Annotated in this window: 16 protein-coding genes and 2 pseudogenes; 13 read left to right on the top strand and 5 right to left on the bottom strand. The window is 42.0% G+C overall.

The genetic code is table 11. From position 1 onward, the window contains the following. Positions 1-30: 30 nt before the first annotated feature. Positions 31-2,577, bottom strand: coding sequence for a proteasome protein (locus HWQ44_RS30565; protein ID WP_292725788.1), 2,547 nt, complete (start codon positions 2,575-2,577; stop codon positions 31-33). Between the two features lie 802 nt (positions 2,578-3,379). Between HWQ44_RS30565 and HWQ44_RS30560 the strand changes: the two are divergent. The 3 genes and pseudogenes from HWQ44_RS30560 to HWQ44_RS30550 form a co-directional block, all read left to right on the top strand. Further along, positions 3,380-4,612 (top strand): annotated as a pseudogene (locus tag HWQ44_RS30560) (ATP-binding protein); the annotation flags it as partial. 201 nt (positions 4,613-4,813) lie between these two features. Beyond that, positions 4,814-5,536 carry a cyclase family protein gene (locus HWQ44_RS30555; RefSeq protein ID WP_292725787.1) on the top strand — a complete coding sequence of 241 codons (723 nt, stop codon included), beginning with the start codon at positions 4,814-4,816 and terminating at the stop codon, positions 5,534-5,536. Between the two features lie 113 nt (positions 5,537-5,649). Then, a complete protein-coding gene (locus tag HWQ44_RS30550; protein ID WP_292725786.1) occupies positions 5,650-7,146 on the top strand; it encodes an aldehyde dehydrogenase family protein in 1,497 nt (498 codons plus the stop codon). Positions 7,147-7,219: 73 nt separating this feature from the next. On the opposite strand, the gene HWQ44_RS30545 is transcribed toward HWQ44_RS30550, so the two are convergent. Beyond that, complete coding sequence (locus HWQ44_RS30545) at positions 7,220-7,336, bottom strand: element excision factor XisI family protein (RefSeq protein WP_292725785.1); 117 nt, start codon at positions 7,334-7,336, stop codon at positions 7,220-7,222. A gap of 108 nt (positions 7,337-7,444) precedes the next feature. On the opposite strand from HWQ44_RS30545, the gene HWQ44_RS30540 reads away from it, so the two are divergent. From HWQ44_RS30540 to HWQ44_RS30525, 4 genes are read left to right on the top strand one after another with little or no spacing between them, the layout of a single operon-like run. Beyond that, positions 7,445-7,684: a hypothetical protein gene (locus tag HWQ44_RS30540; protein WP_292725784.1), complete on the top strand. Its 240-nt coding sequence runs from the start codon at positions 7,445-7,447 to the stop codon at positions 7,682-7,684. 5 nt (positions 7,685-7,689) lie between these two features. After that, positions 7,690-8,172, top strand: a complete 483-nt coding sequence (locus HWQ44_RS30535) for a DUF3368 domain-containing protein (protein ID WP_292725783.1) — start codon at positions 7,690-7,692, stop codon at positions 8,170-8,172. 40 nt (positions 8,173-8,212) lie between these two features. Further along, positions 8,213-8,413 carry a hypothetical protein gene (locus HWQ44_RS30530; RefSeq protein ID WP_292725781.1) on the top strand — a complete coding sequence of 67 codons (201 nt, stop codon included), beginning with the start codon at positions 8,213-8,215 and terminating at the stop codon, positions 8,411-8,413. A 49-nt stretch (positions 8,414-8,462) separates the two neighbouring features. Then, the gene (locus tag HWQ44_RS30525) at positions 8,463-8,594 is read left to right on the top strand and encodes a hypothetical protein (protein ID WP_292725779.1); all 132 of its coding nucleotides are present in this window, start codon (positions 8,463-8,465) and stop codon (positions 8,592-8,594) included. A gap of 157 nt (positions 8,595-8,751) precedes the next feature. Here the strand turns inward: HWQ44_RS30525 and HWQ44_RS30520 are convergent, their stop codons facing one another. Next, entirely contained in the window at positions 8,752-11,649 is a 2,898-nt protein-coding gene (locus HWQ44_RS30520; protein WP_292725776.1) for a pentapeptide repeat-containing protein, read from the bottom strand. Positions 11,650-11,782: 133 nt separating this feature from the next. Here HWQ44_RS30520 and HWQ44_RS30515 point away from each other — a divergent pair, with 133 nt between their 5' ends. The 5 genes from HWQ44_RS30515 (at position 11,783) to HWQ44_RS30495 (ending at position 16,358) form a co-directional block, all read left to right on the top strand. Next, complete coding sequence (locus HWQ44_RS30515) at positions 11,783-12,184, top strand: CU044_2847 family protein (RefSeq protein WP_292725774.1); 402 nt, start codon at positions 11,783-11,785, stop codon at positions 12,182-12,184. Then, on the top strand, positions 12,181-12,891 hold the full coding sequence (locus HWQ44_RS30510; protein WP_292725772.1) for a TIGR04283 family arsenosugar biosynthesis glycosyltransferase: 711 nt from the start codon (positions 12,181-12,183) through the stop codon (positions 12,889-12,891). Before HWQ44_RS30515 ends, HWQ44_RS30510 begins: the two co-directional genes overlap by 4 nt. A 257-nt stretch (positions 12,892-13,148) precedes the next feature. After that, positions 13,149-13,907 carry a TVP38/TMEM64 family protein gene (locus tag HWQ44_RS30505; protein ID WP_292725770.1) on the top strand — a complete coding sequence of 253 codons (759 nt, stop codon included), beginning with the start codon at positions 13,149-13,151 and terminating at the stop codon, positions 13,905-13,907. After that, complete coding sequence (locus HWQ44_RS30500) at positions 13,876-14,649, top strand: TVP38/TMEM64 family protein (protein WP_292725768.1); 774 nt, start codon at positions 13,876-13,878, stop codon at positions 14,647-14,649. Before HWQ44_RS30505 ends, HWQ44_RS30500 begins: the two co-directional genes overlap by 32 nt. 158 nt (positions 14,650-14,807) lie before the next feature. After that, a complete protein-coding gene (locus HWQ44_RS30495; protein WP_292725767.1) occupies positions 14,808-16,358 on the top strand; it encodes a mercuric reductase in 1,551 nt (516 codons plus the stop codon). Positions 16,359-16,489: 131 nt separating this feature from the next. On the opposite strand, the gene HWQ44_RS30490 is transcribed toward HWQ44_RS30495, so the two are convergent. Then, entirely contained in the window at positions 16,490-19,543 is a 3,054-nt protein-coding gene (locus HWQ44_RS30490) for a PA14 domain-containing protein (protein ID WP_292725766.1), read from the bottom strand. Positions 19,544-20,796: 1,253 nt separating this feature from the next. Here HWQ44_RS30490 and mgtE point away from each other — a divergent pair. After that, positions 20,797-21,520, top strand: a pseudogene (gene mgtE, locus HWQ44_RS30485) (magnesium transporter); the annotation flags it as partial. Positions 21,521-21,615: 95 nt separating this feature from the next. Here the strand turns inward: mgtE and HWQ44_RS30480 are convergent. After that, complete coding sequence (locus HWQ44_RS30480; protein ID WP_292725764.1) at positions 21,616-21,873, bottom strand: hypothetical protein; 258 nt, start codon at positions 21,871-21,873, stop codon at positions 21,616-21,618. Positions 21,874-21,918: the final 45 nt, after the last annotated feature.

Here is a 21,918-nt window from a genome sequence, read left to right as displayed (position 1 = left end):
AATACATCCTCATATCTCGACGCGATCGCGTCATCTCAAATCCAAATCGTCTGAGGGAGAAACAGCCGCCATTTCGGAAATAATCTGCAACCAAGTAGGAATTTGAATCTCAGATGGCAATTCCCCAGCCGCCAAATATCTTAGCAAAGTTTCTTTTTTTGAAAGGTTTTGCAGACTAGGAATAATTTGATCCAAAATACCTTCTAGTTCGGAATTAATTTGCTGATTAACTTCGCTAACATACTGCACGAGATGGAGGCTGGCGCTAGCAGTAATTTCATCTCGCAGTCGCAGTACTAAAAGTTGGTGATTGCTCGATCTTGGTAAGCCTTGGCTTTTCTCTGGTGCCCAATCAAAGATTTGACCAACGTTGTGTTTGTCGTCTTGACGTGCTAAAGGAAAGATAATTTCGGGTGCAACAGTTTTGTCTTTACTACTGATTTCGGCGATAATTGCTTCTTTCCATTCGTTAGGGTCGCATCCTAGTAATAATTTGTAAAAGAGATCGGCATCTTCAAAACCAAATTTTTCTTCAATTTCTTGTTCCATTTCTGGGTGGAAAAATGCCTGCAATTGTTCGCGTTCTAGGGCGATATGATTTGATAATTGGCTCAACAAATCTACCACGGCTTGCTGGATGCGATCGCGGGCAAAATCTTCTACTTCTTTAACGGTTTTCTCAAATACTGGATAAAAATCATCGCTCTTAGTTGGAAGGGAAGTATTTACGCGGTTTCCCCGATCGAATAATTTCCCCGCTGCACCTTTAGATTCTGCCAGAGCGATCGCTCCATTATTGGCTTTGTTGAAGAGTAAAGTCCACTGGTTCCAATTGAGGATTCTAAAGGTAAGTTCGTCTTTCACTACATCGCTGACAACAACACCGCGCCGGTCTTTGAGTGGTTCTTTTCCTAAATCTTTTTGGAAATTTCTGTAAATTTTATCTAAGCTTTCGACCACAAAGCGCAACTCGATAAAAGCGGGGCTATCACCTGTGGGGATGCCTTGCTCGTGAATTTCATCTATGATGTCTTTCAAGTGATCTTGTTGCTGACTCACCACATCAGCAGCTCTTTTAGTATCTTCATGCAGTTGCTTTAGACCATGATTAGCTACGTGAGTTTGAATCAATTCGCGCAGCTTACTAAGTCCTCCATCTTGACTAAAGTAACCTAGCTGTCTGCCTAAATAGCTACGGGTATTAGATTCTATCAGCCGTTCACTTAATAGCTCCCATTTTTGTTGTAGCCGTTTAGACCTGTCTAGGTAATCAGGATAGTCTAGGTTAGCTAAAAATTCTGGTGAGCCTGCTTTGACTGTACTAGAACGCTTTGCCAATTCAGCCAGTCCCAACAGTGGCGACAGTAAAACGATGCGGTCTTTTTGGGTTGTAAATGCTGCTGCACCGTCAATGGTAGTTTGCAGAACTTTGAGTTTTTGGAGAACCGTTTCCTCTTCTAAATGGCTATCTTCAATCAGATGGTCAAGTTCTCTTTCGCCACCCTCGCTGTCTAGAGGTAGTTGATCGAAACGACCCACACCGACGAGAATTAAATCTTTCAGGTCTTGTCCTGGTCGCTGCTGCTGCATCATCGTGAAGATTTTATTGGCGCGATCGCTTCCAGGAGATTTACCATTTAGCAATACCAAAATTGTCTGTACTTCTGCCAATTCTCGCAATGACAAAAAGGTATCCCTAGCCCCGGAATTAGCAGCCCCCAATCCTGGGAAGTCGATGAGAATAAATTTAGCTGCGTCTGCAAAATCCCAAATTTCCCGTGAGATTTTGACATCGATATCTACGCGGCGGATCAGTGGGAAACTGTTTTGCAATAACTTTGTTGGTAGCCTCTGGGGTGGACTTGGTAATCGGATGTGCGCTGGCGGTAGATCCTCAAATTTCAGAGTTTGGATTGCCATTGGCTGTTCGACTAGCTGTAGCCCCTCGCGGGCAGTGGTAGCATCAATTTGATAGTGCCCACTACACATAACTTCCCCATAAGCTTGATAAGCTCGCAGGAATAATACCAACTCCCGGAGTAAATAACGTAGCTCTAAATTGTTACTACTATTCCATGCTTCTTCACACCAGCTAATAATATCCGTGCCAGAGTTGAGTTTCGATACTGGTATTGGAGGAAGCCCTGCTGCTGTTGTTCGTTTATTGGCTTCCCCTAGCATGAAGCGTAGACACTCGTGTACTCCTTCATGCGAAAGATATTCAACCGTAAAGTTACTTAATTGCGTCGTTGCAAAATCGTCTTGCGGAATAATATGTATGGCGGTAACATTACCTGTAGTGGGGTTTTCACTGACTGGCAAAGCATCTGCATATCCAATTAGACTGCCTAAAAGTAAAGTTTTTCCACTACTAAATTCTCCCATCACCCCAATTTTCACAGGTGAAGTTGCCAGGTCTACAGTTTTCTGGGCAGCTGACCGCAAACGAAGCAGACAGTCATCCAGACTAGCTGGAACCCAATCTTCTTGTTTAGAAGGGTACTGGGGCACAGAATCTATCTTTCGGAGGATGAATTCGCCGTACTCCTTAAAACGGCCCAGTTTATCTGGTTCCATAAAGTAGTTTCCGCCTAACATTAATTTCTGTGAGCTTTATAACATATAAAATGCGATTGCTAGCCATTGTTGCAACTGGTTGATATTACATTTAGCATTTCTCTCATTTAATTTGCGATTTGGGTATAAGGTATTTTGAACGGTCAAGACAATTTTGAAAAATCGGGTTTTTTTGGGAAAAATAAAAAACAATACATTTGTCAGAAGCCAGGTTCTCGAATGACTAAAGTGGGTTTTTATACCACTAAATCATTGGAGACTGCTTAGTAGAGATGTGGGTATTAAACCCTTTTATACACCTGGTTTAAGAAATAAGAGTTTTAGACAGTTTTTGCGTAAGTCCTTAAAATACAAGGTTTCTGGGGTTAACCCAAGCGTATTGGAATATAATTCGCGACTACACAAGCCAAATCCGCCTAAGCAAAAAATTTTAAACCCACGGAAGTGAGTTTTGTCTGTGTAGCCGCGACTTCTAGTCGCCAAGACTCTAATTCATGCTGAATTCTTCTTGATAAAAAATCAATATTTATTTGGTGTGAAATTCTTGAGGATTATGAATTTCTGATAAAGACGTAAACGCTTTACAGTGAATCATATAGTTTTCGTGAAGCAAAATCAGGTTTTTGGGCAATGCAATTACATAGCTAAAATGAATTTACTAGTGATTTTAAGAAGAAACAAAGTCAAACAACTTACCTGACACATGGATAGTTTATATTTCACCAAAATGCTGAAGTTAATCTTAATCATAACTTCAGCATTTTTTAAATTTATTTACAGTAAAAGAGGAATTGCTGCATATATAAAAATAAATGATGTAGAGACTGTGGGCGATTCCATAGCACGGCAGTTTTTGCAGGATTTTGGTTTTACTGCCTTTATATCACTGCCTGTACATACGCAATCTGGTGAAATAGGTGCATTTAGCTGTGGTTATTGTAGTGGCTTTCGGACTTGGCTGGATAACGAAGTAGAATTATTACAAGCAGTTACAGTTCAACTAGCGATCGCCATTGACCAAGCTAAACTTTACACCCAAAGTCGCATTGCTGCCCAAACTGCCCAAGATAAAGCCCAGCAACTAGAAGCGACGTTGCTAGAACTTCAACAAACTCAAGCGCAACTGATTCAAACTGAAAAAATGTCCAGTTTAGGACAATTGGTTGCAGGTATTGCCCACGAAATCAATAATCCCGTCAATTTTATTTACGGCAATATTAGCCACGCCCGTGAATATACCAAGAATTTGCTGCACTTGGTAGAACTTTATCAACAAAACTACTACCCACCAACACCAGAGATTCACCAACAAATCTACGCTATTGATTTAGACTTTCTCAAGCAAGATTTGCCCAAAATCCTGGATTCTATGAACATGGGAGCCGAACGCATTCGCCAGATTGTCCTATCTTTACGCAATTTTTCTCGCCTTGATGAAGATGGTGCGAAGGCAGTAGATATTCATGAAGGTATGAATAGCACTTTGTTCCTGTTGCAAAATCGCCTAAAAGCCAAACCAGGACATCCCGAAATCCAAGTAATTCGAGACTACGGCAACCTACCACCAGTCGTGTGTCACGCTGGACAGATGAATCAGGTGTTTATGAATTTGTTGACAAATGCGATCGATGTTTTAGAAGAGTCATTTGTCATTAGTCATTTGTCATTAGTAAACAACATTGAACGAAGGACAAATGAACGGCAGTTGCTTCAAGCCGGGAAACCCGTCCAACGCACTGCCTCCCAAGGACAAATGACTTTTCCACAAATTCGCATTCGCAGCCTCATCCAAGAAGGCTGTGTAATCATTAGCATTGCTGACAATGGCCCAGGCATGACTGAGAAAGTACGCAAACTCCTATTTGATCCTTTCTTCACTACAAAACCTGTAGGTAAAGGCACGGGTATGGGTTTGTCAATTAGCTACCAGATTGTTGTCAATAAACATGGTGGGCAAATCCAGTGTATTTCAGCACCAGGACAAGGTGCCGAGTTTGTGATTATGATTCCACTACAGGAGCAACCCTCAACGTAGACATCACGCAACCTTAACCTAAGCTTAACCAAAAATTAACCTATTGGTTGTTAACTAAGATTAATTCACTTTTTGCTGCAACATTTGAATTCCTCCCAAAAACCTAAAAATTATAGGAATTGGGGGGATTATTTTCCTATTATAGGGAACTAGGAGTAGTAATGTTGCAGTTCAATTGACTAAAAAACATAGAAGGCTGGGATGATACAACCCCAAAGTCAAAATAGTATCACCTACACACGCGTTATCCACCTAAGTCATGTAATTGACATAGATATTCCCCAATGGTCTGGAGATCCTACAGTAGAATTTGAAACTGTGGCTGAACTAAATAATGATGGCTATTACCTACGGCGTTTCTCCTTGGGGGAACATAGTGCTACCCATATTAACGCCCCTAACAGTTTTCATAGTTCTGCTGTGGGAATTGATCAATACCCAGCCCAGTCTTTGGTTGTACCTGCGGTGGTCATAAATATTTGCCAAGCTACAGTGGTTAATCCTGATTATGCCCTGACTATTGCTGATGTTTTGGCTTGGGAAAAAGAATATAGTGAAATTTCTCCCGGTTGCGTAGTTATACTGAATACTGGTTGGCAAAAAAAGTGGTCTGACAAAAGTGCATTCCTCAATCATGATGCTCAAGGAATTCCCCACTTTCCAGGCTTTGGCAGCGATGCCACTCAATTTTTACTTAATGAACGGCAAATAGCTGGGGTAGGAATTGATACTCATGGTGTAGACCCTGGGCAGGATAACAGTTTTGCGATTAACCGCCTAGTTTTAGAACAACCGCGGATTGTGTTGGAGAATCTGACCAATTTGGATCAACTACCACCTAAAGGTACTACTCTAGCGATCGCAGTTCTTAGGTTACGTGGTGGTTCTGGTTCTCCTGTAGGTGTGTTGGCCTTCGTGCCTTAATTTTTATATCGATATTTGCTTCTTATGCCAATTTCCTAAACTTGAGGATAACCTAGAAAGCAAGCAAACTTAATACATAAGTTTCAGTAGATCATCAGCCGGAGATTTTCAAAATGACAACTCCGCTATCTTGCCGCAATTATATAGATGGCCAATGGTTGAGTGCAGTAGGAGAAGCAACCCTAGAAAGTCGCAACCCTGCTGACAAAACCGAAGTCGTGGCCACATTTCCCCGTTCCCAAGTTCAGGATGTAGATACAGCGGTAGCCGCAGCCCGTAAAGCCTACCGAAGTTGGCGCACAGTCCCGGCCCCTGCGAGGGCAGAATACATCTTTCGCGTTGGGGAAATATTACTCCAGCATAAAGAAGAACTTGCCCAGTTAATCAGTCGGGAAATGGGTAAACCCTTGACGGAAGCTAGGGGAGATGTCCAAGAAGGTATTGACTGCGCCTTTTACAGTGCTGGCGAAGGAAGGCGACTATTTGGGCAAACCACACCCTCAGAAATGTCCAACAAGTTTGCCATGACTGTGCGGATGCCCATCGGAGTCTGTGCCTTAATTACTCCCTGGAATTTCCCTGTGGCAATTCCTTGCTGGAAAGCTATGCCAGCTTTGGTGTGTGGCAATACAGTTATCCTCAAACCTGCTGAAGATACTTCCGCCTGTGCAACTAAATTAATTGAAATTTTTCAACAAGCAGGTTTACCACCAGGAGTAATTAACTTGGTGCATGGTGTGGGAGAAGAGGCGGGGAAAGCTTTAGTTGAGCATCCCAATGTAGATTTAGTGTCGTTTACCGGTTCTTCAGAAACAGGTGCTTTTGTCGGCGCGACTTGCGGACGTACTCACAAGCGTGTCTGTTTGGAAATGGGTGGTAAAAACGCTCAAGTGGTGATGGAGGATGCCGATTTAGAACTTGCTCTCAATGGGGCAGTATGGGGAGCATTTGGGACAACTGGGCAACGCTGTACGGCTACCAGTCGGCTGATTTTGCATCGTGATATCAAAGAAAAGTTTACCGCTATGCTTTATGAGCGTACCAGTAAGTTACGCTTGGGTGCTGGCACTGACTCTGATACAGATATTGGCCCAATAGTCAATAAAAAGCAACTTCAACAGGTGAGTAAATATTTAGATATTGCTCGTGAGGAAGGAGCAAAGGTTTTAATTGGTGGAGAAATTGCTAGTGAAGGCTCGTTGAAAAACGGTTACTTCTTTCAACCAACTATTTTGGATGATATAACTCCTGATATGCGCGTCGCGCGTGAAGAGATATTCGGGCCAGTGGTGGTATTAATTGAGGTTAGCTCCTTTGAGGAAGCGATCGCAATTCTCAACGATAGCAATTATGGTCTTTCTTCTTCAGTTTATACCCGCGATATCAATCGGGCTTTTACTGCCATGCGCGACATCGAAGCAGGTATCACCTATATTAACGGCCCCACTATTGGCGCAGAGGTACACTTGCCCTTTGGTGGTGTGAAACAAACCGGTAACGGACACCGCGAAGCTGGAACTACTGCTTTGGATGTTTTCACAGAATGGAAAAGTGTTTATGTTGACTTCTCTGGAAGTTTGCAACGCGCTCAGATAGATAATCGCAGTTAATTATCTGCAAATACACTTGGGTTAAGGCTTGATTATCCCTAACCCTCCTTAAATTTGAATCCGCTTTGCTGCTTTAAACCGTTGGAAACTCAGTGTATTTCTTCACTTCTGGAGGCTGACAAGCCAAGACAATATCACTTGCAGGAACATCTAAACGTATTAACTCAGTTGCAATAAAGTGGCTTTCCATGAGCGACTGGCGTGCAGTTTATAATCGCCTATTTCGCTTATCGTTAGACATCGCTTGCAGAAGTTTGGGATAATTTAGAGGATATTCAGTCGATAGCTTGAAATACTTATGACTAGTAAGGAAGAATTAAGAAGTGTTGCCTCAGAAATTCCATTATTCAATAATATTGAGGAAAAAGAAACATTTTTGTTTGTGATAGGGGCGTTATTTTCGAGAGTTATTAGTTTGAAAAAAGCCGCAGAAATCATGGAAATAGAGCCTGATGTATTTGTTAAGCTATTAGATTTTATGGGGCTGGAATTTTCCTACTTGACTGTACAAGATATCCCTATAGAAAAGGATTGGTAGGGTGTGTGAAGGTTGTTTTTAACTCTTCTCCATTAATCTTTTTATCGCGTCTGGAATTTCTCGATATTTTTCTAGATTCTGCCGATGACTTTTATTTGCCAAATTTTATTGCAGAAGAAATCAGTGCTAAATCTGATGCAGCTAGTCAGCAAGTAAAAGCTTTAATTGATGCCGACAAAATATTAGTTAAAGAAATTCAATTATTTTCCTTGGCCAATCGCCTAAATATGCGACTAGGGAGAGGAGAATCAGAGGCCATTGCTTTAGGCACTGAATTACAAACAGACTACATAATTTTAGATGACTTCGCAGCCAGAAAAGAAGCAACTCGACTGGGATTAAATGTTAAGGGAACCTTAGCAGTCATCAAGAAACTTCAGGTAGATGGCAAAATCATCATTACTAGCACAGACCAATTGTATCAAGACATCCTGGCAATGAATTTCAGAGTCAAGCGATCGCTCTTTGATGCCATTTTTTCAGATTAGATGCAGACCTCGCAAAAGCTACTTCAGGGTTAGTTTTTGTTTGCTGCGATCGCTTAATTATAAAAACTCATTTCCAGCAAAGCAATCTCCAAAAAGTGCGATCGCTCTTGAACACCATTTTTTCAGACTAGATGCAGGGTTTGTCTTTGTTTGGTGCGATCGCTTAATTATAAAAACTCATTGCCAGCCAAGCAATCTCCAAAAAGTGCGATCGCTCTTTAAAACCATTTTTTCAGACTAGATGCAGAGTTCGTCTTTGTTTGGTGCGATCGCTTAATTATAAAAACTCATTGCCAGCAAAGCAATCTCCAAAAAGTGCGATCGCTCTTGAACACCATTTTTTCAGACTAGATGCAGGGTTTGTCTTTGTTTGGTGCGATCGCTTAATTATAAAAACTCATTGCCAGCAAAGCAATCTCTGATCGCTTTGCTCGCTCTGACAAATAAATCTTTTTATTTTGCCCATAAACGCAAAGAAGACCGCAAAACAACTACTTTTAGTCGAATAATAATGTAGGAAAAGTTTGCAAAAAGTTGCATTGCGGGATTGGGTAGAAGTAAAAACGCAACCGAAAGTATTCACTTAGCTGGTTCTGGTGTTAAACCGAGTTTGGTACGAAAATCCTTGTTGTATTCTGCATACTCCCAACTATTAGCAGATTTAACTTGCTCAGGAGTAAGATTTTTGGCGTATCTGAGGTTGGCACCGCTGAGGTAGGCACTCCTGAGGTTGGCACCGCTGAGGTTGGCATCGCTGAGGTTGGCACTGTTGAAGTTGGCACCGCTAAGGTTGGCATCGCTGAGGTTGGCACTGTTGAGGTTGGCACAGGGGAGGTCAGCATAACTGAGGTTGGCACCGCTGAGTTTGGCACCCCTGAGGTCGGCATGACTGAAGTTGGCACTGTCGAGGTAGGCACCCCTGAGATTGGCATCCCTGAGGTTGGCACGGTTGAGGTTGGCACGGTTGAGGTCGGCATTGCTGAGGGTAGCAGCACTGAGGTTAGCATCGCTGAGGTAGGCAAGGTTTAGGTTGGCACGGCTGAGGTCAGCACTGTTGAGCTTGGCATAGCTGAGATTAGCACGGCTGAGGTTGCTATATCTGAGGTCGCTATATCTGAGGTCGCTATATCTGAGGATGACACCGCTGAGATCAAAATAGCTGAGGTTGGTATCCCTGAAATTTTTATTAGCTAGACTCTCACCAGCGTAGATCAGCGAGTAAAGTGCTGTAGTGCTTTCATTAATATCACTCCTTTCTTTAGCAGTATAAAAAATTTGCCAAAGTTTGCCTATCCTATTCTGTTTCTCAATGGCTGTGCCTAATAAACCCAGCGGGATAATTAAGAAAAAAGCAATTAACTGAAAGCGATTATTCCATCTTTGTCTGACACTTGCTTGCATAAACTCAATAGCTAGGTCAGATAATCTTAAATTTTCAGTTTGTTGCTTGTGAAAATTTTCTACCTCTTTTAACCGCTTCCCCTGAAAGAGATAATCCTTAACCCATCCCCTATCTCGCCATTCAACAGCCACCGCTTCAATTTTCCGCTTTTGTCGCAGTATGTCCCGACTTTCTTCAATCCATTTGCGTAATAGCAACCAATGGCGAATCAGTGCTTCATGTGCCACATCTACCACAGCAATTTTATTAGATAAGGTACTGGTGACAACTAGCTTCTCATCAGCTAACCGTTGAATTATTCTATTAATCACAATCACAACTTCTGGATGCTGTGAAGTAACTAAATCTCGTTGCACAACCTGTCTACGCGTATCTTCTGTTCCTTCTCCTAACTGCGTCAATTCTAAAAAAATCCGCTTTGTTGCTTGCTGTTCCTCAAGTGATAATGACTCATAAACTTCTGTAGCGCGTGTTTGCAGGGTTCCTCTGACTCCACCTAGTTTGCTATAGGTAGTCAGGGTTAACCGTTCCTCAGTCCTTTGCTTCCATAGTTCTGTTAGCGTGTACTGCAACAACGGTAAACTCCCCGGTGAATCTTCTACATCTGCAATCATTTGAGAAACTAATTCCGGTTCTACTGCTAAGTTCACCTCTTGGGCAGGTTTGATAATTACTGTTTCTAATTCCTGCCGATTCATCGGGGTTACTGTTACTAAATGCTCTTGAATTTTCTTAGCTAGTCCACCATATTTTTGTTCCAGACATTTACCAAAGAAATCAGCCCGCATTGTAATTATGAGGCAGAGTTTATTGTCATCCCGTTGCAAAGCACCTAACACACATTCAAAAAACTGCTGTCTTTTTGTAATGTCTTGACATTGAGTAAAAGTTTCTTCAAATTGGTCTACCACTAACACTACGCGCTGAGTTTGTGCAGCAGTAATCAACTGTCCTAAACCGACCGCACCTCTAGCTATTAATTCTTCTGCTTTCGCCAATTGAGATGCGCGTTCAATATCCGATAATTTTGATTCTACAAATGCCAGTGCTAAATTTTGTAAGGGGTTAATCCCTGGTCGAAATATTTTCAACTGCCAAGTATCGCTACCTGATAACCTACGTCCTAACTGTAATTGATAAAGTAAACCTGCTCTGACAACACTAGATTTACCACTTCCTGATGCTCCCAACACAGCGAGTAAATTACCCGATCGCACTTTTTCTAATAATTCGTCGGTTAACGCTGTTCTGCCATAAAATAAGTTGGCATCTGCTTCTGTGCAATCAAAATAAGACAATCCTTTGTAAGGACAAATCGCTGATATCTGTATTGTGGGGTTAACAGGAGAGGAATTCCATTTGCGGGTGAGATTAATTGCTTCACCAGAATTAGCAAAAATTGGACGCTGGGGAAACGGGTGATGTTCTTGATTGAGCAAGTCTACTAAAGTGTAGTTACTCACCCAACGGTCTTGTTTTGGTTCCAAACCTTGAAGCAGTGCGGCGGTGAGAACGCTGTGTTGGCTGTTAATCTCTTCAAAAGCAACTTCAAAATCACGAGAAGCCGCAATAAAACATCTGTCTCTGCCTTTACCGCGATCGCCTGGATCTGCCTCTGCAAAATTTAGCACTTCTCCGCTATAGCAGCAATCCAAAATCACAATTTGTTGTCTTACTTCACTTTCTTGCAGCAGTCGCCGCAGCCATTGCAAAGATAATCCCCAATTACCCCCGTCAGGGGTGACTTCACTCGTCGCTAAAAAGCCTTCCTGAATTCCTAAATTTTTCCGCAATCCATGACCGGAAAAATACAGTAGCGCTGTGTCTGGCGGCTTTCCATCTGGTTTAAACAATTGCACTATTGCTTTTTCTAACTGAGTTAAACTAACTTTAGTTTGCTTACCAATGCGAATCGTCTCATTTTCCTTGTCTTTGACTGCTGGTAGCCGCGTTACCCGAAATTCACCATATTGTTGTAAGATTTGAGCGATCGCTTCACCATCGGCAGCTGGTGCGTTGAGACATTTTAAGCGGTCATACGTATTAATTCCCACCACCAAAGCGTCTCGACTCATCCTGCAAAGCCCTATGATAGTTGTGCCGAATTATTTCCAGCTTCTACAAGAAATTTACCGCATTTTCCGTAAAATTTTGTAGATAAGCACCGCTGGACTACCCTAGACGCAATTCTTTTAGGCGAGATTATCCATGACTCAACTCACACCTATTCAGTTAGAAGATGGCACGATTATTTACATTGAAGCCACAAATAACGTAGATGCACCACCAGTCATTACCGAAGTTTCTCCAGAGGGAGAAGAAGAAGCGCTAATTGATAAGGGATGGAATGCTGATGCTGCACAAAAACAGATAGTGCAAAATTTCCAAGCAATTGAAGGTACAATTCGGGCTTACACTGTTTATTCACTCAATGCTTTTAAGAAAATCCCTGTAGCTAATATTGATAAAGTCACTCTAGAATTTGGCATCAAAGTTGGCGGTGAAGCAGGTATACCTTACGTGACTAAAGGCACGGCTGAAAGCAATCTTAAGATAACGGTAGAGTGTTCGTTTCCTGACCAACCGGAAAAGAAAACTCAGCAATCATGAGTGAGAGTATTGACGCAGCTAAAATTTCGATTATTATTCCGGCTATTAATGAAGCGGGGAATATTCAAAAAGCCATTGCTACTACTCAAGCCAATCTAAATATAGAAGTCATTGTAGTCGATGGTGGCTCTAGTGATGATACTGTAGCGATCGCTCAGTCTTTAAATGTCAAAGTTATCTCATCATCTCCCGGTCGTGCTGTGCAAATGAACGCGGGTGCTGTAGCGGCTAGCGGTGAGATTCTGTTATTTCTCCATGCAGATACCCGTTTACCTGCTGGGTTTGATGAGATGATTCGCACAGCGCTACAACAGCCTGGGATTGTGGCTGGTGCTTTTAAGTTGCGGATTGATGCGTCACGTTTAAGTTTACGATGGGTAGAGTGGGGAGTAAATGTGCGATCGCATTTTTACCAAATGCCATACGGCGACCAAGCAATTTTTTTAACGAAGGAAATATTTCAGCAAATAGGCGGCTTTTCCGAATTGCCTATCATGGAAGACTTTGAACTCATGCGTCGTCTAAAACGCATCGGACGTGTTGTAATTATTCCTACACCAGTTGTCACCTCAGCCCGGAGATGGTTGCAAAAGGGAGTATTGAAAACTACGCTGCTTAATCAAATAGTAATTATTGCTTATTTGCTCGGTGTTTCACCTGAACGAATTTTTAGCTGGTATCGTCGAGAAAAATTTAAGAGGCTTTAAGCTGTTTCTCATTTAGGTGGTATATCTTAGGGGCATTGGATTTGAGGTATAAGTTTTAAAGTTGAGCCTCAGAAGGTCAACGTCGAGCCTCAGAAGGTCAACGTCGAGCCTCAGAAGGTCAACATCGAGCCTCAGAAGGTCAACATCGAGCCTCAGAAGGTCAACATCGAGCCTCAGAAGGTCAACATCGAGCCTCAGAAGGTCAACATCGAGCCTCAGAAGGTCAACATCGAGCCTCAGAAGGTCAACTTATAAAAATGAAAAAGCATTTAGTAAATTCCAAACTCAAACTACTATTCTTAAGTTGCCTGATTGTCACTCTTGTAATTGCTGCTAAACAGTTAAACATTCCGGGACTTTTACAGACCTCAGTCATTTGGGTTCACAGTCTTGGTGCTTTAGGGCCTATCGCCTACATAGTCATTTATAACTTGGCAACATTACTATTTATACCTGGTTCTCTTTTAACGCTCAAAGGTGGTTGTCTATTTGGAGTATTTTGGGGTTCAATATATGTGCTAATTGCTGCAACAATTGGAGCAACCTTGGCTTTTCTCATTGGACGTTATCTATCGCGGGATTGGGTTTCTCGACAAATGGAAAAACATCCTAAATTTAAAGCGATTGATTTGGCAGTTGCCAAAGAAGGATGGAAAATTGTCTTACTAACTCGTCTCTCACCCGTCTTCCCCTTCAATTTATTAAATTATGCTTTTGGAGTCACACAGGTTTCTCTCAAAGACTATATATTAGGTTCCTTCGGCATTATTCCCGGTACTGTGATGTACGTTTATATTGGTTCTTTAGCTGGTAATCTTGCCATGATTAACACCTCTCATCAACCAATTACTCCAGAAACTCAAGTCTGGCAATGGATAATGCGAGTGGTTGGGTTGATTGCTACCGTTGCTGTAACTGTGTATATCACAAAAGTTGCTCAGAAAGCATTAGCTCAAAGTGTAGCAATAGAAGAAATAACAACCCATGAAAAAACTAACAATCATTCAGATATCTAAAAGTATTGATACCAGAAATTTGCAGAAGTTTTTTAATCTCAGTGTATTAACATTAGTGATATTCGCGAGTGTTTTCTCATTAAACACAGACTCGGCTTTGGCACAAGAATCTGCAAATCCAAATTCTTTTAATCCCCAAGCAATTTTACGGAACGCCTTACTGTGGATTGATAGCTTGGGTGCTTTGGGAGCCATAGCTTTTATTGCCCTTTATATTATCGCTACCGTTGCTTTTTTCCCAGGTTCTATCCTCACCTTGGGAGCTGGGGTGATTTTTGGTGCAGTTTTGGGTTCTCTTTACGTGTTTATCGGTGCAACCCTTGGCGCTACTGCTGCTTTCCTTGTGGGACGTTATTTAGCAAGGGGCTGGGTTGCTCGGAAAATTGCAGATAATAAAAAATTTGCCGCGATAGACCAAGCGGTAGGTAAAGAAGGATTAAAAATTGTCCTGTTAACGCGACTATCCCCCATATTTCCTTTCAATTTGCTGAACTATGCTTTTGGCATCACGGGAGTTTCACTTCAAGATTACTTCATCGGTTCTCTAGGCATGATTCCCGGAACCATCATGTACGTTTATATTGGTTCCCTTGCAGGTAATCTGGCCATGATTGGCACTGAGGTTCAACCTACCAACTCGACTTTACAATGGGCAATTCGGATTTTGGGTTTGATTGCAACAATTACTGTGACAGTTTATGTAACCCGGATTGCCCGCAAAGCTTTAGAAGAAGAATTGTAGAGGTGGACGTTTATACAGGAAAGCTTTAATCGTATCTGTCAATTCCCAAACGGACAAAACAATTCAAAGGCTGTATTCATTATTAAACAAGCATAAAAAATAAAAGACTGAGCTGCCTAAATTAATCGGGATTCTTAATTTTAAAAGAGGTTTTGCCAATGACCAATTCAGATTTAGAGAGAGTCACAGTTCGCCCAATAGACGAGTATAACCAAAAGTTGGTGTCTTACGTCCATCCACCAAATTGGGTTAATCCTCAACCCGCCGATGTTTACGACTTGGTAGTAATTGGGGCTGGTACGGCAGGATTAGTAGTGGCGGCGGGCGCTGCGGGTCTAGATTTGGGTTTAAAGGTGGCGTTGATTGAAAAACATCTCATGGGTGGAGATTGCTTAAATGTTGGTTGCGTACCATCTAAAACTATTATTCGGTCTGCCCGCGTCGTTGGCGAAATCTTGAATGCTAAAGACTTGGGAGTTAATATTCCCCAACATAATATTGATGTTGATTTTTCCAAAGTCATGGCCAGAATGCGGCGAATCAGGGCTGATATCAGCCATAATGACTCGGCGGAACGGTTTCAAAACTTGGGTGTCGATGTCTTTTTGGGTAGCGGTAAATTTGCGAGTAAAAATACCGTGGAAGTTGGCGACAAAACCCTCAAGTTTAAAAAAGCTGTCATTGCAACTGGCGCAAGACCTGCACAACTGGCGATTCCAGGAATTGAACAGGCGGGTTATCTAACTAATGAGACGGTTTTTTCCCTAATTCAACGACCGGAACATTTGGCGGTGATTGGTGGCGGCCCCGTTGGTTGCGAATTAGCGCAGGCTTTCCGGCGTTTGGGTTGTGAGGTGGTGCTTTTCCATAGCGGTTCTCATCTTTTGAATAAAGAAGACGCTGAAGCCGCTAAAATTCTCCAAAAGGTTTTAATTAGCGAAGGAATTCGCGTAGTACTAAATTCCAAATTGGAAGAAGTGGTAACTGTCACTCAGGGGAAACGGCTTTACTTTTCTTCTAATGGTTATCGAGATTCGGTAACAGTCGATGAAATTTTAGTCGGTGCGGGGCGATCGCCAAATGTGGAAGGTTTGAATTTAGAATCAGTGGGGGTGGCATACGACAAGCACCAAGGTGTAAAGGTAAATGATTACCTCCAGACAACCAATCCCAAAATTTATGCAGCTGGCGATATCTGCATGAACTGGAAGTTTACCCATGCAGCTGATGCAGCGGCGCGGATTGTAATTAAAAATACGCTGTTTTCTCCCTTTGGCTTGAGACGTTCCAAACTCAGTAGTCTGGTGATGCCTTGGGTAACTTATACTGACCCAGAAATTGCTCACGTAGGGTTGTATGAACACGAGGCGCAGAAATTGGGTATTGAGGTGACAACAATTGAGATACCTTTTAGTAGTGTAGATCGAGCGATCGCAGATGGTGAAGAGTCAGGATTTCTCAAAATCCACCATAAAAAGGGGTCTGATGAAATTATCGGTGCAACTATTGTCGCCAGTCACGCGGGTGAGATGATATCAGAACTGACTACGGCAATGGTGAATAAGATCGGTTTGAGCAAGTTAAGCAGTGTGATTCATCCTTATCCCACTCAAGCCGAAGCGATTAAAAAAGCAGCTGATGCTTATCGTCGTACACTCCTGACATCAAATACCAAAAAATTCTTGGGATTTCTGACGAAATTATCTTGAACAAAATCAGTGAACAGTCGGATAACTGTTCACTGATAACTGATATAGCAGTTTTTAACTAGATGAGGTACAAAGTACAAAACTCAAAATCAGAGATCAAAAGTTTACTTTCTGCCTCCTTCAAGTCATCTCTAAACAGGTCGGAAGCGATCAATCTCACCTCCAGTCAAGTTTGCATAGTACAGATTACCATCCGGCCCAGTGGTGATTTGTGCAGTTACCCCTAGATTAGGCCTGTCAGCTTGGGACGCAAACCGCTTAACAGAGGCAAGTTTGCCCTGACTATCGAATGTCAAAGCATCGATAGTTGCTTGACTGAAATCACCAACGAATAAAGCACCTTGATAGATTGAGGGGAAAGTATTACCTGTGTAAAAGTCACCCAGGACGATGGAATTGGAACCAAAATGCTTGTAGGTGTAAACTGGTGGTGTAACAGGTGTGCCACTACTATAGAAGGCTTTCGCTGCATCTAGGTTGCCATAACTTGGTTGTTTCTGGCTGACGATATTACCATTGGCGTCAAGTCCACCTTCATAGAATGGCCAGCCAAAATTGGCTCCTGGTTTTCCGACATTGACCTCTTCCCAAGTAGTGAGGCCAACATCACCAATGTAGGGGGTATTGGTCTTTTTATCAATTGTGAAACGGAAGGGGTTACGCAGACCTAAGTCATAAACCTTGGAACGATTACTATTGGGATCACCGTTATAGAAAGGATTACTTGATAAGCCTTGACCAGTAATTGCGTCAATCCGCAGGATTTTGCCGGACAGATTATCCTTATCTTGGACGCGAATTGCTCGGGGGTCTATTCCATTGTAGGAAGTGCCATCTCCTAAGCTCACAAATAGAGAACCATCAGTACCAAAACGTACAGCACCAACTGAGTGAGATTCACTATCATTGGCTATAAAATCCTGGACATTTTGGACTTTATCGAGATTATTGAGATAATCTTGTAAGCTGGTAAACGCCTTACCAGTATCTTTGTTGAGAATTCCTGATGGTGCATAGCCAAGTGAAACATCTGTGCTATTTCCATCTGGGTGGCTGATATACTGCCAACTGGCATTTTTGCCTAGCAGCACAACATCGCTACCAGCAATTGCAGTAGTGTAATTAGTGTTGGGGTCAGCTGTCACTCGAATTAGCTGTGCAGTCCGATTCCCATTCTGATCGGGATTATCCAATGTGCTATTGGGATTGTTCTTAGCATTATTTGGATTAGTTTCTGGTGGATCGAAGGTATACAACAGGTAAACATAGTTGTTGCCGTTGGGATTTTTGCCAAAATTTGGATTTACGGCAATGCCTAACAGACCGCGATCGCGAGTATTATTTACTTTTCCAGAAATATCAGTAAATGGCGTTGATAATAATGTGCCGTTTTTGATGAGTCGCACTACCCCATTTTTCTGGGCAACGAACAGGCTGTTACCGTCAGGTGTCCAGTCAAAAGCTGTGGGTTGATTCAAACCAGAAGCTACCTTCTCTAAAGCAAAGTTACCAGAGTCATTATCAAGAATAGTGATAGTTGTCTGTTGATTAGTTAGTTGGAGTCCAACTGCGTTACTAAACTTCAAAGTAAATGTTTCATTTGATTCCCCAACATTGTCATCAATAATGGGGATAACAATGTTCTTACTGGTTTCTCCTGCTGCAAAACTCAAGGTTTTAGGTACAGTCTGAGCCTGGTAGTCAGATCCCGCTTTCGCAGTCCCATCCACGGTTATGTAGTCCAGACTAGCAGCCCCTGATGCGTTACCCCGTGTAACCTTCACCGTAGCAGAACCGCTACCCTCAGTAACTACTGGCGCTGTAAAGTCGAGACTAGAGCGATCGTTATCTTGAATCGTAATTCCGAGAGTTCTTTGCAGTCCTAGTGTTGCCCCCCCTGCCTGATCAATGACAAAGCTAAAGGTTTCATCTGCTTCTGCTAAAGAATCGTCATTGATCGGAATGGATACCTGTCTGCTGCTTTGTCCCGCCGCAAAAATAAGTGTTCCTGCGCTTTCGGCGCCTTCGCTGCCGTAGTCAACCCCTGCTGTGGCAGTACCAGCGATGGTTGCATATTTGATCGAAGACGTACTACTTAAATCACCACTTCTAAGTATGGTCACGGTTACACCTCCAACGCCTTCGTTCACAGTCGTGGAAGATGATCCTAAAGTGATGGTGGTTTGAACATCTGGTGAATACAGTTGAGACTTGGGAATAATTTCTTTTGCTTGAGAAGGGCTTGACCAAGCCAGTTGAGAAACGGCTTCGTATGTATTATCGTAGTACTCAAGTTTAATATCGTACTTCTGACCTGCAACCAGTGCGATTGAGCCACTGTATTCAGTGGCAGATTGATCGACAAACTTATTGATGATTTGTTTACCATTCACCGACAGTCGCACACCATCATCACTAGTGGTGTAGAAGTTGTAAGTTTCGCTGTACTTGGCTTGCACCTGACCTGTCCAACGCACTGAGAAGGTATCTGGAGCAATGGACGAGTCTGGAGAACCATCACCCCAGTTAAAGTTCACCGTCGGATCTGTGCGAGTTTGCTTCAGGTTGGTAAAGTCTATGTTGTCGTAGTACTCTCCTTTGAGTCCGTTGCCATTAGCAGGGACGTTGACATTACTATACAGTTGGGACTGGGGAATAATTTCCTTAGCCTGAGAAGTGCTTGACCAAGACAGTTTGGAAACGGCAGAGTAGGTATTATCGTAGTATTCGAGTTTAATATCGTACTTTTGACCTGCAACCAATGCGATTGAACCACTGTATTCTGTGGCAGATTGATCGACAAACTTATTGATGATTTGTTGACCATTCACCGACAGTCGTACACCATCATCACTAGTAGTGTAGAAGTTGTAAGTTTCGCTGTACTTGGCTTCCACCTGACCTGTCCAACGCGCTGAGAAGGTATCTGCACCGATGGACGGATCTGGAGAACCCGCGCCCCAGGTAAAGTTCACTGTCGGATCTGTGCGAGTTACCTTCAGGTTGGTGAAGTCGATGTTGTCGTAATACTCTGCTTTCAACCCATCTCCCTGAGAAAGCACGCTGGCGCTAGCCCGAGCGGCAAGACTGGTGACTGGTGGCTGATCTAGAACAGATGTAGATGTTTGAGCAGCACTTATCGGACTTGCAGTTGTTGACAACGGTTGATTATTTAATTCATTCATTGAAATATATCCCTCAAAATAGTTCTAAAACTAATGCCATAATCAATGCTTTAGCATTAGTTTTAAGTTTAATGTTTTCAACAAAAAATGCGTAATGAACGCAAAACCATATTTATAAGCAAATTGCTATTTGCCTATAAATATATTCACTAATCCTGATATTCTTTCATTTAATTGCTGATACAAATTATTTCTTACCCGTTTGCTCCTTTGCTCATCTTATCTACTACTTTGCTGTCTATTTGTATCAACATTAAAATCAAATATTCTGATGTGATTGCATACTTTCTTACATTTGTTGTGAAAGCAGATACATAGAAAAACGTGTATGACAAAAAAATACTATAGATTACTTTAAGGGTGTATTAGTCCTTAATTAATCTTGGTTTGATTTCGACAAATTTCTGAGTTTTTGATGTATGTAGATTTAATTTGGTGAATTTAATAAAAAATAAGAAATCACCATTTTTTAGAGCTTCTAATCTCGCTGATGTGCAGGTGCATGAGCTTGATACGAAGTAATGCCAAATCGGGGCAGCTACATACTTAAGTAATTAACAGCCAAAATTTTACATAATGGACTTACGTATGGATCTGGGATTAATCAATTACATATTTGACAATAGATCGCGGTGTTATGTCTATATTTTTTGTGGAACTTTGTTTAAATATTCACATTGATATATGCCTTTTTAAAGGAATATCAAAGTTTTGATGATCTTTAAATAAAAATTGCCAACATACCGGATAATCCCATGTTTTTTATCCGCATAGTTATTAATTATATGAAAGTTGCATAAAGAAAAATTCTAATATTTAAAGATTTGAAAAAGTATTGTTTATCCATACTTCATTTTGACTGTCAATTTATATCATTGTTACAAGAAGCAAAGGTCTTTTATTCCTTGCTCTTTCACCTTTAACTTTTTACCCAATCTTGACCCGACATTTTTGGGTTTCAGACTAATAGTCATATATTTAAGCTAGGGAACACAATTGGCTGAAGTTCCCGAATGATCGGACTTTTCGAGTAAATCTTTTGTAGGTGGACTATCCAGCGATCGCACGCAACAATTTCTCTTCTCTACGAGAGGTTGGGCCAACGAGATGCTCCGCCTCCAGTGTTGCTTTACATCCCACGTAGTCGCCCGTGGGTTCCTCCTGCCTTCTACCGCCAAGTTGGAAAAATTACAAGTTTGATGACGTTGCACATGCCACTTTCCCCTAGACTAGGGGCAGCAACCTTGTTCAAACTGGCTGTGCCTGTGGTTGATCGAGAACAGCGTCTAGTAAGTATTGTGACTGTAGATGATGTGATTGATATTCTCCAACAAGAAACCACCGAGGATATCTATGCCTTGGGTGGTGATGTGCATTCGGGGGGCGACAACTATTTTCAGATGAATTTACTAGAAATTGCTCGGAAGCGGGTTGTATGGTTATTAGTTTTAACTTGTAACCAATACCATCACAGGAACGATTATTAAGTCGCAAGAGGATCTATTTGGCAAAAGTGGTGACACTGACGGCGTTCATCCCCTTGCTGACTGGTACTGGTGGTAATGTGGGGCCCAATCTTCCACAGTGGTGATTCGTGGGATGAACACCGATGAAATCCGATCGCTTGGCGCATTGCAGGTAATCGACCGGGAAGCGATGTCTGACGACAAGCCGCTTCTCTACGAGACGCTACGCGAATGCGTCTATGCAGGGGCATTGTTGGGAGGAATGTTAGGTGCGATCGCTACTGTCTGGGCTTATTTTCTGCAAGGACGATTAGAAGTAGCGATCGCTGTAGGCACTAGTCTGGTAGCTATTTCTCTTTTAGCTTCGATCTCCGGTTTAGCACTGCCGTTTCTATTTCGCTATCTCCGTTTAGATCCGGCATTAATGTCAACACCATTCATCACCACAGCAGTTGATGTAATAGGCGTTTTGATTTATTTTAGTTTGGCGCGAGTAATTTTAAAGTTATGAAAAGAGTCATTAGTCATTGATCATTAGTCATTGGTCATTAGTGAATAACAGACTACAAATGACAAAGGACAAAGGATAAATGACTAACTTAACTTTTACAATTCTGATTCCGTATCTGGAGCAACAATTTCGCCAGTACCTATTTGCAATATCAAGTCTTGCTCAGTAATCAAGCCGCTGAGTTCCTTCACTTGTAAATTCATTTCTTCACAAGCTTGTCTGAGTTCTTGTGCAAATTTATTGAGGTCTTGACCATAGCCACATTGATAAGCAGCAGTTTCAATCCCTTGCTTAGCATTTGCTCTAGCACAATCTACTAGTTCTGTGCCATGCAGTGGTGTAGGAGATGCCATAGACGTAGTTATTACTTTTTAAATGTTTGCTGCTAGATAGATTAT

Source organism: Nostoc sp. JL34 (assembly GCF_017114945.1).
Taxonomy (GTDB): Bacteria; Cyanobacteriota; Cyanobacteriia; order Cyanobacteriales; family Nostocaceae; genus Nostoc.
This window is presented reverse-complemented; position numbering and strand designations above follow the sequence as displayed.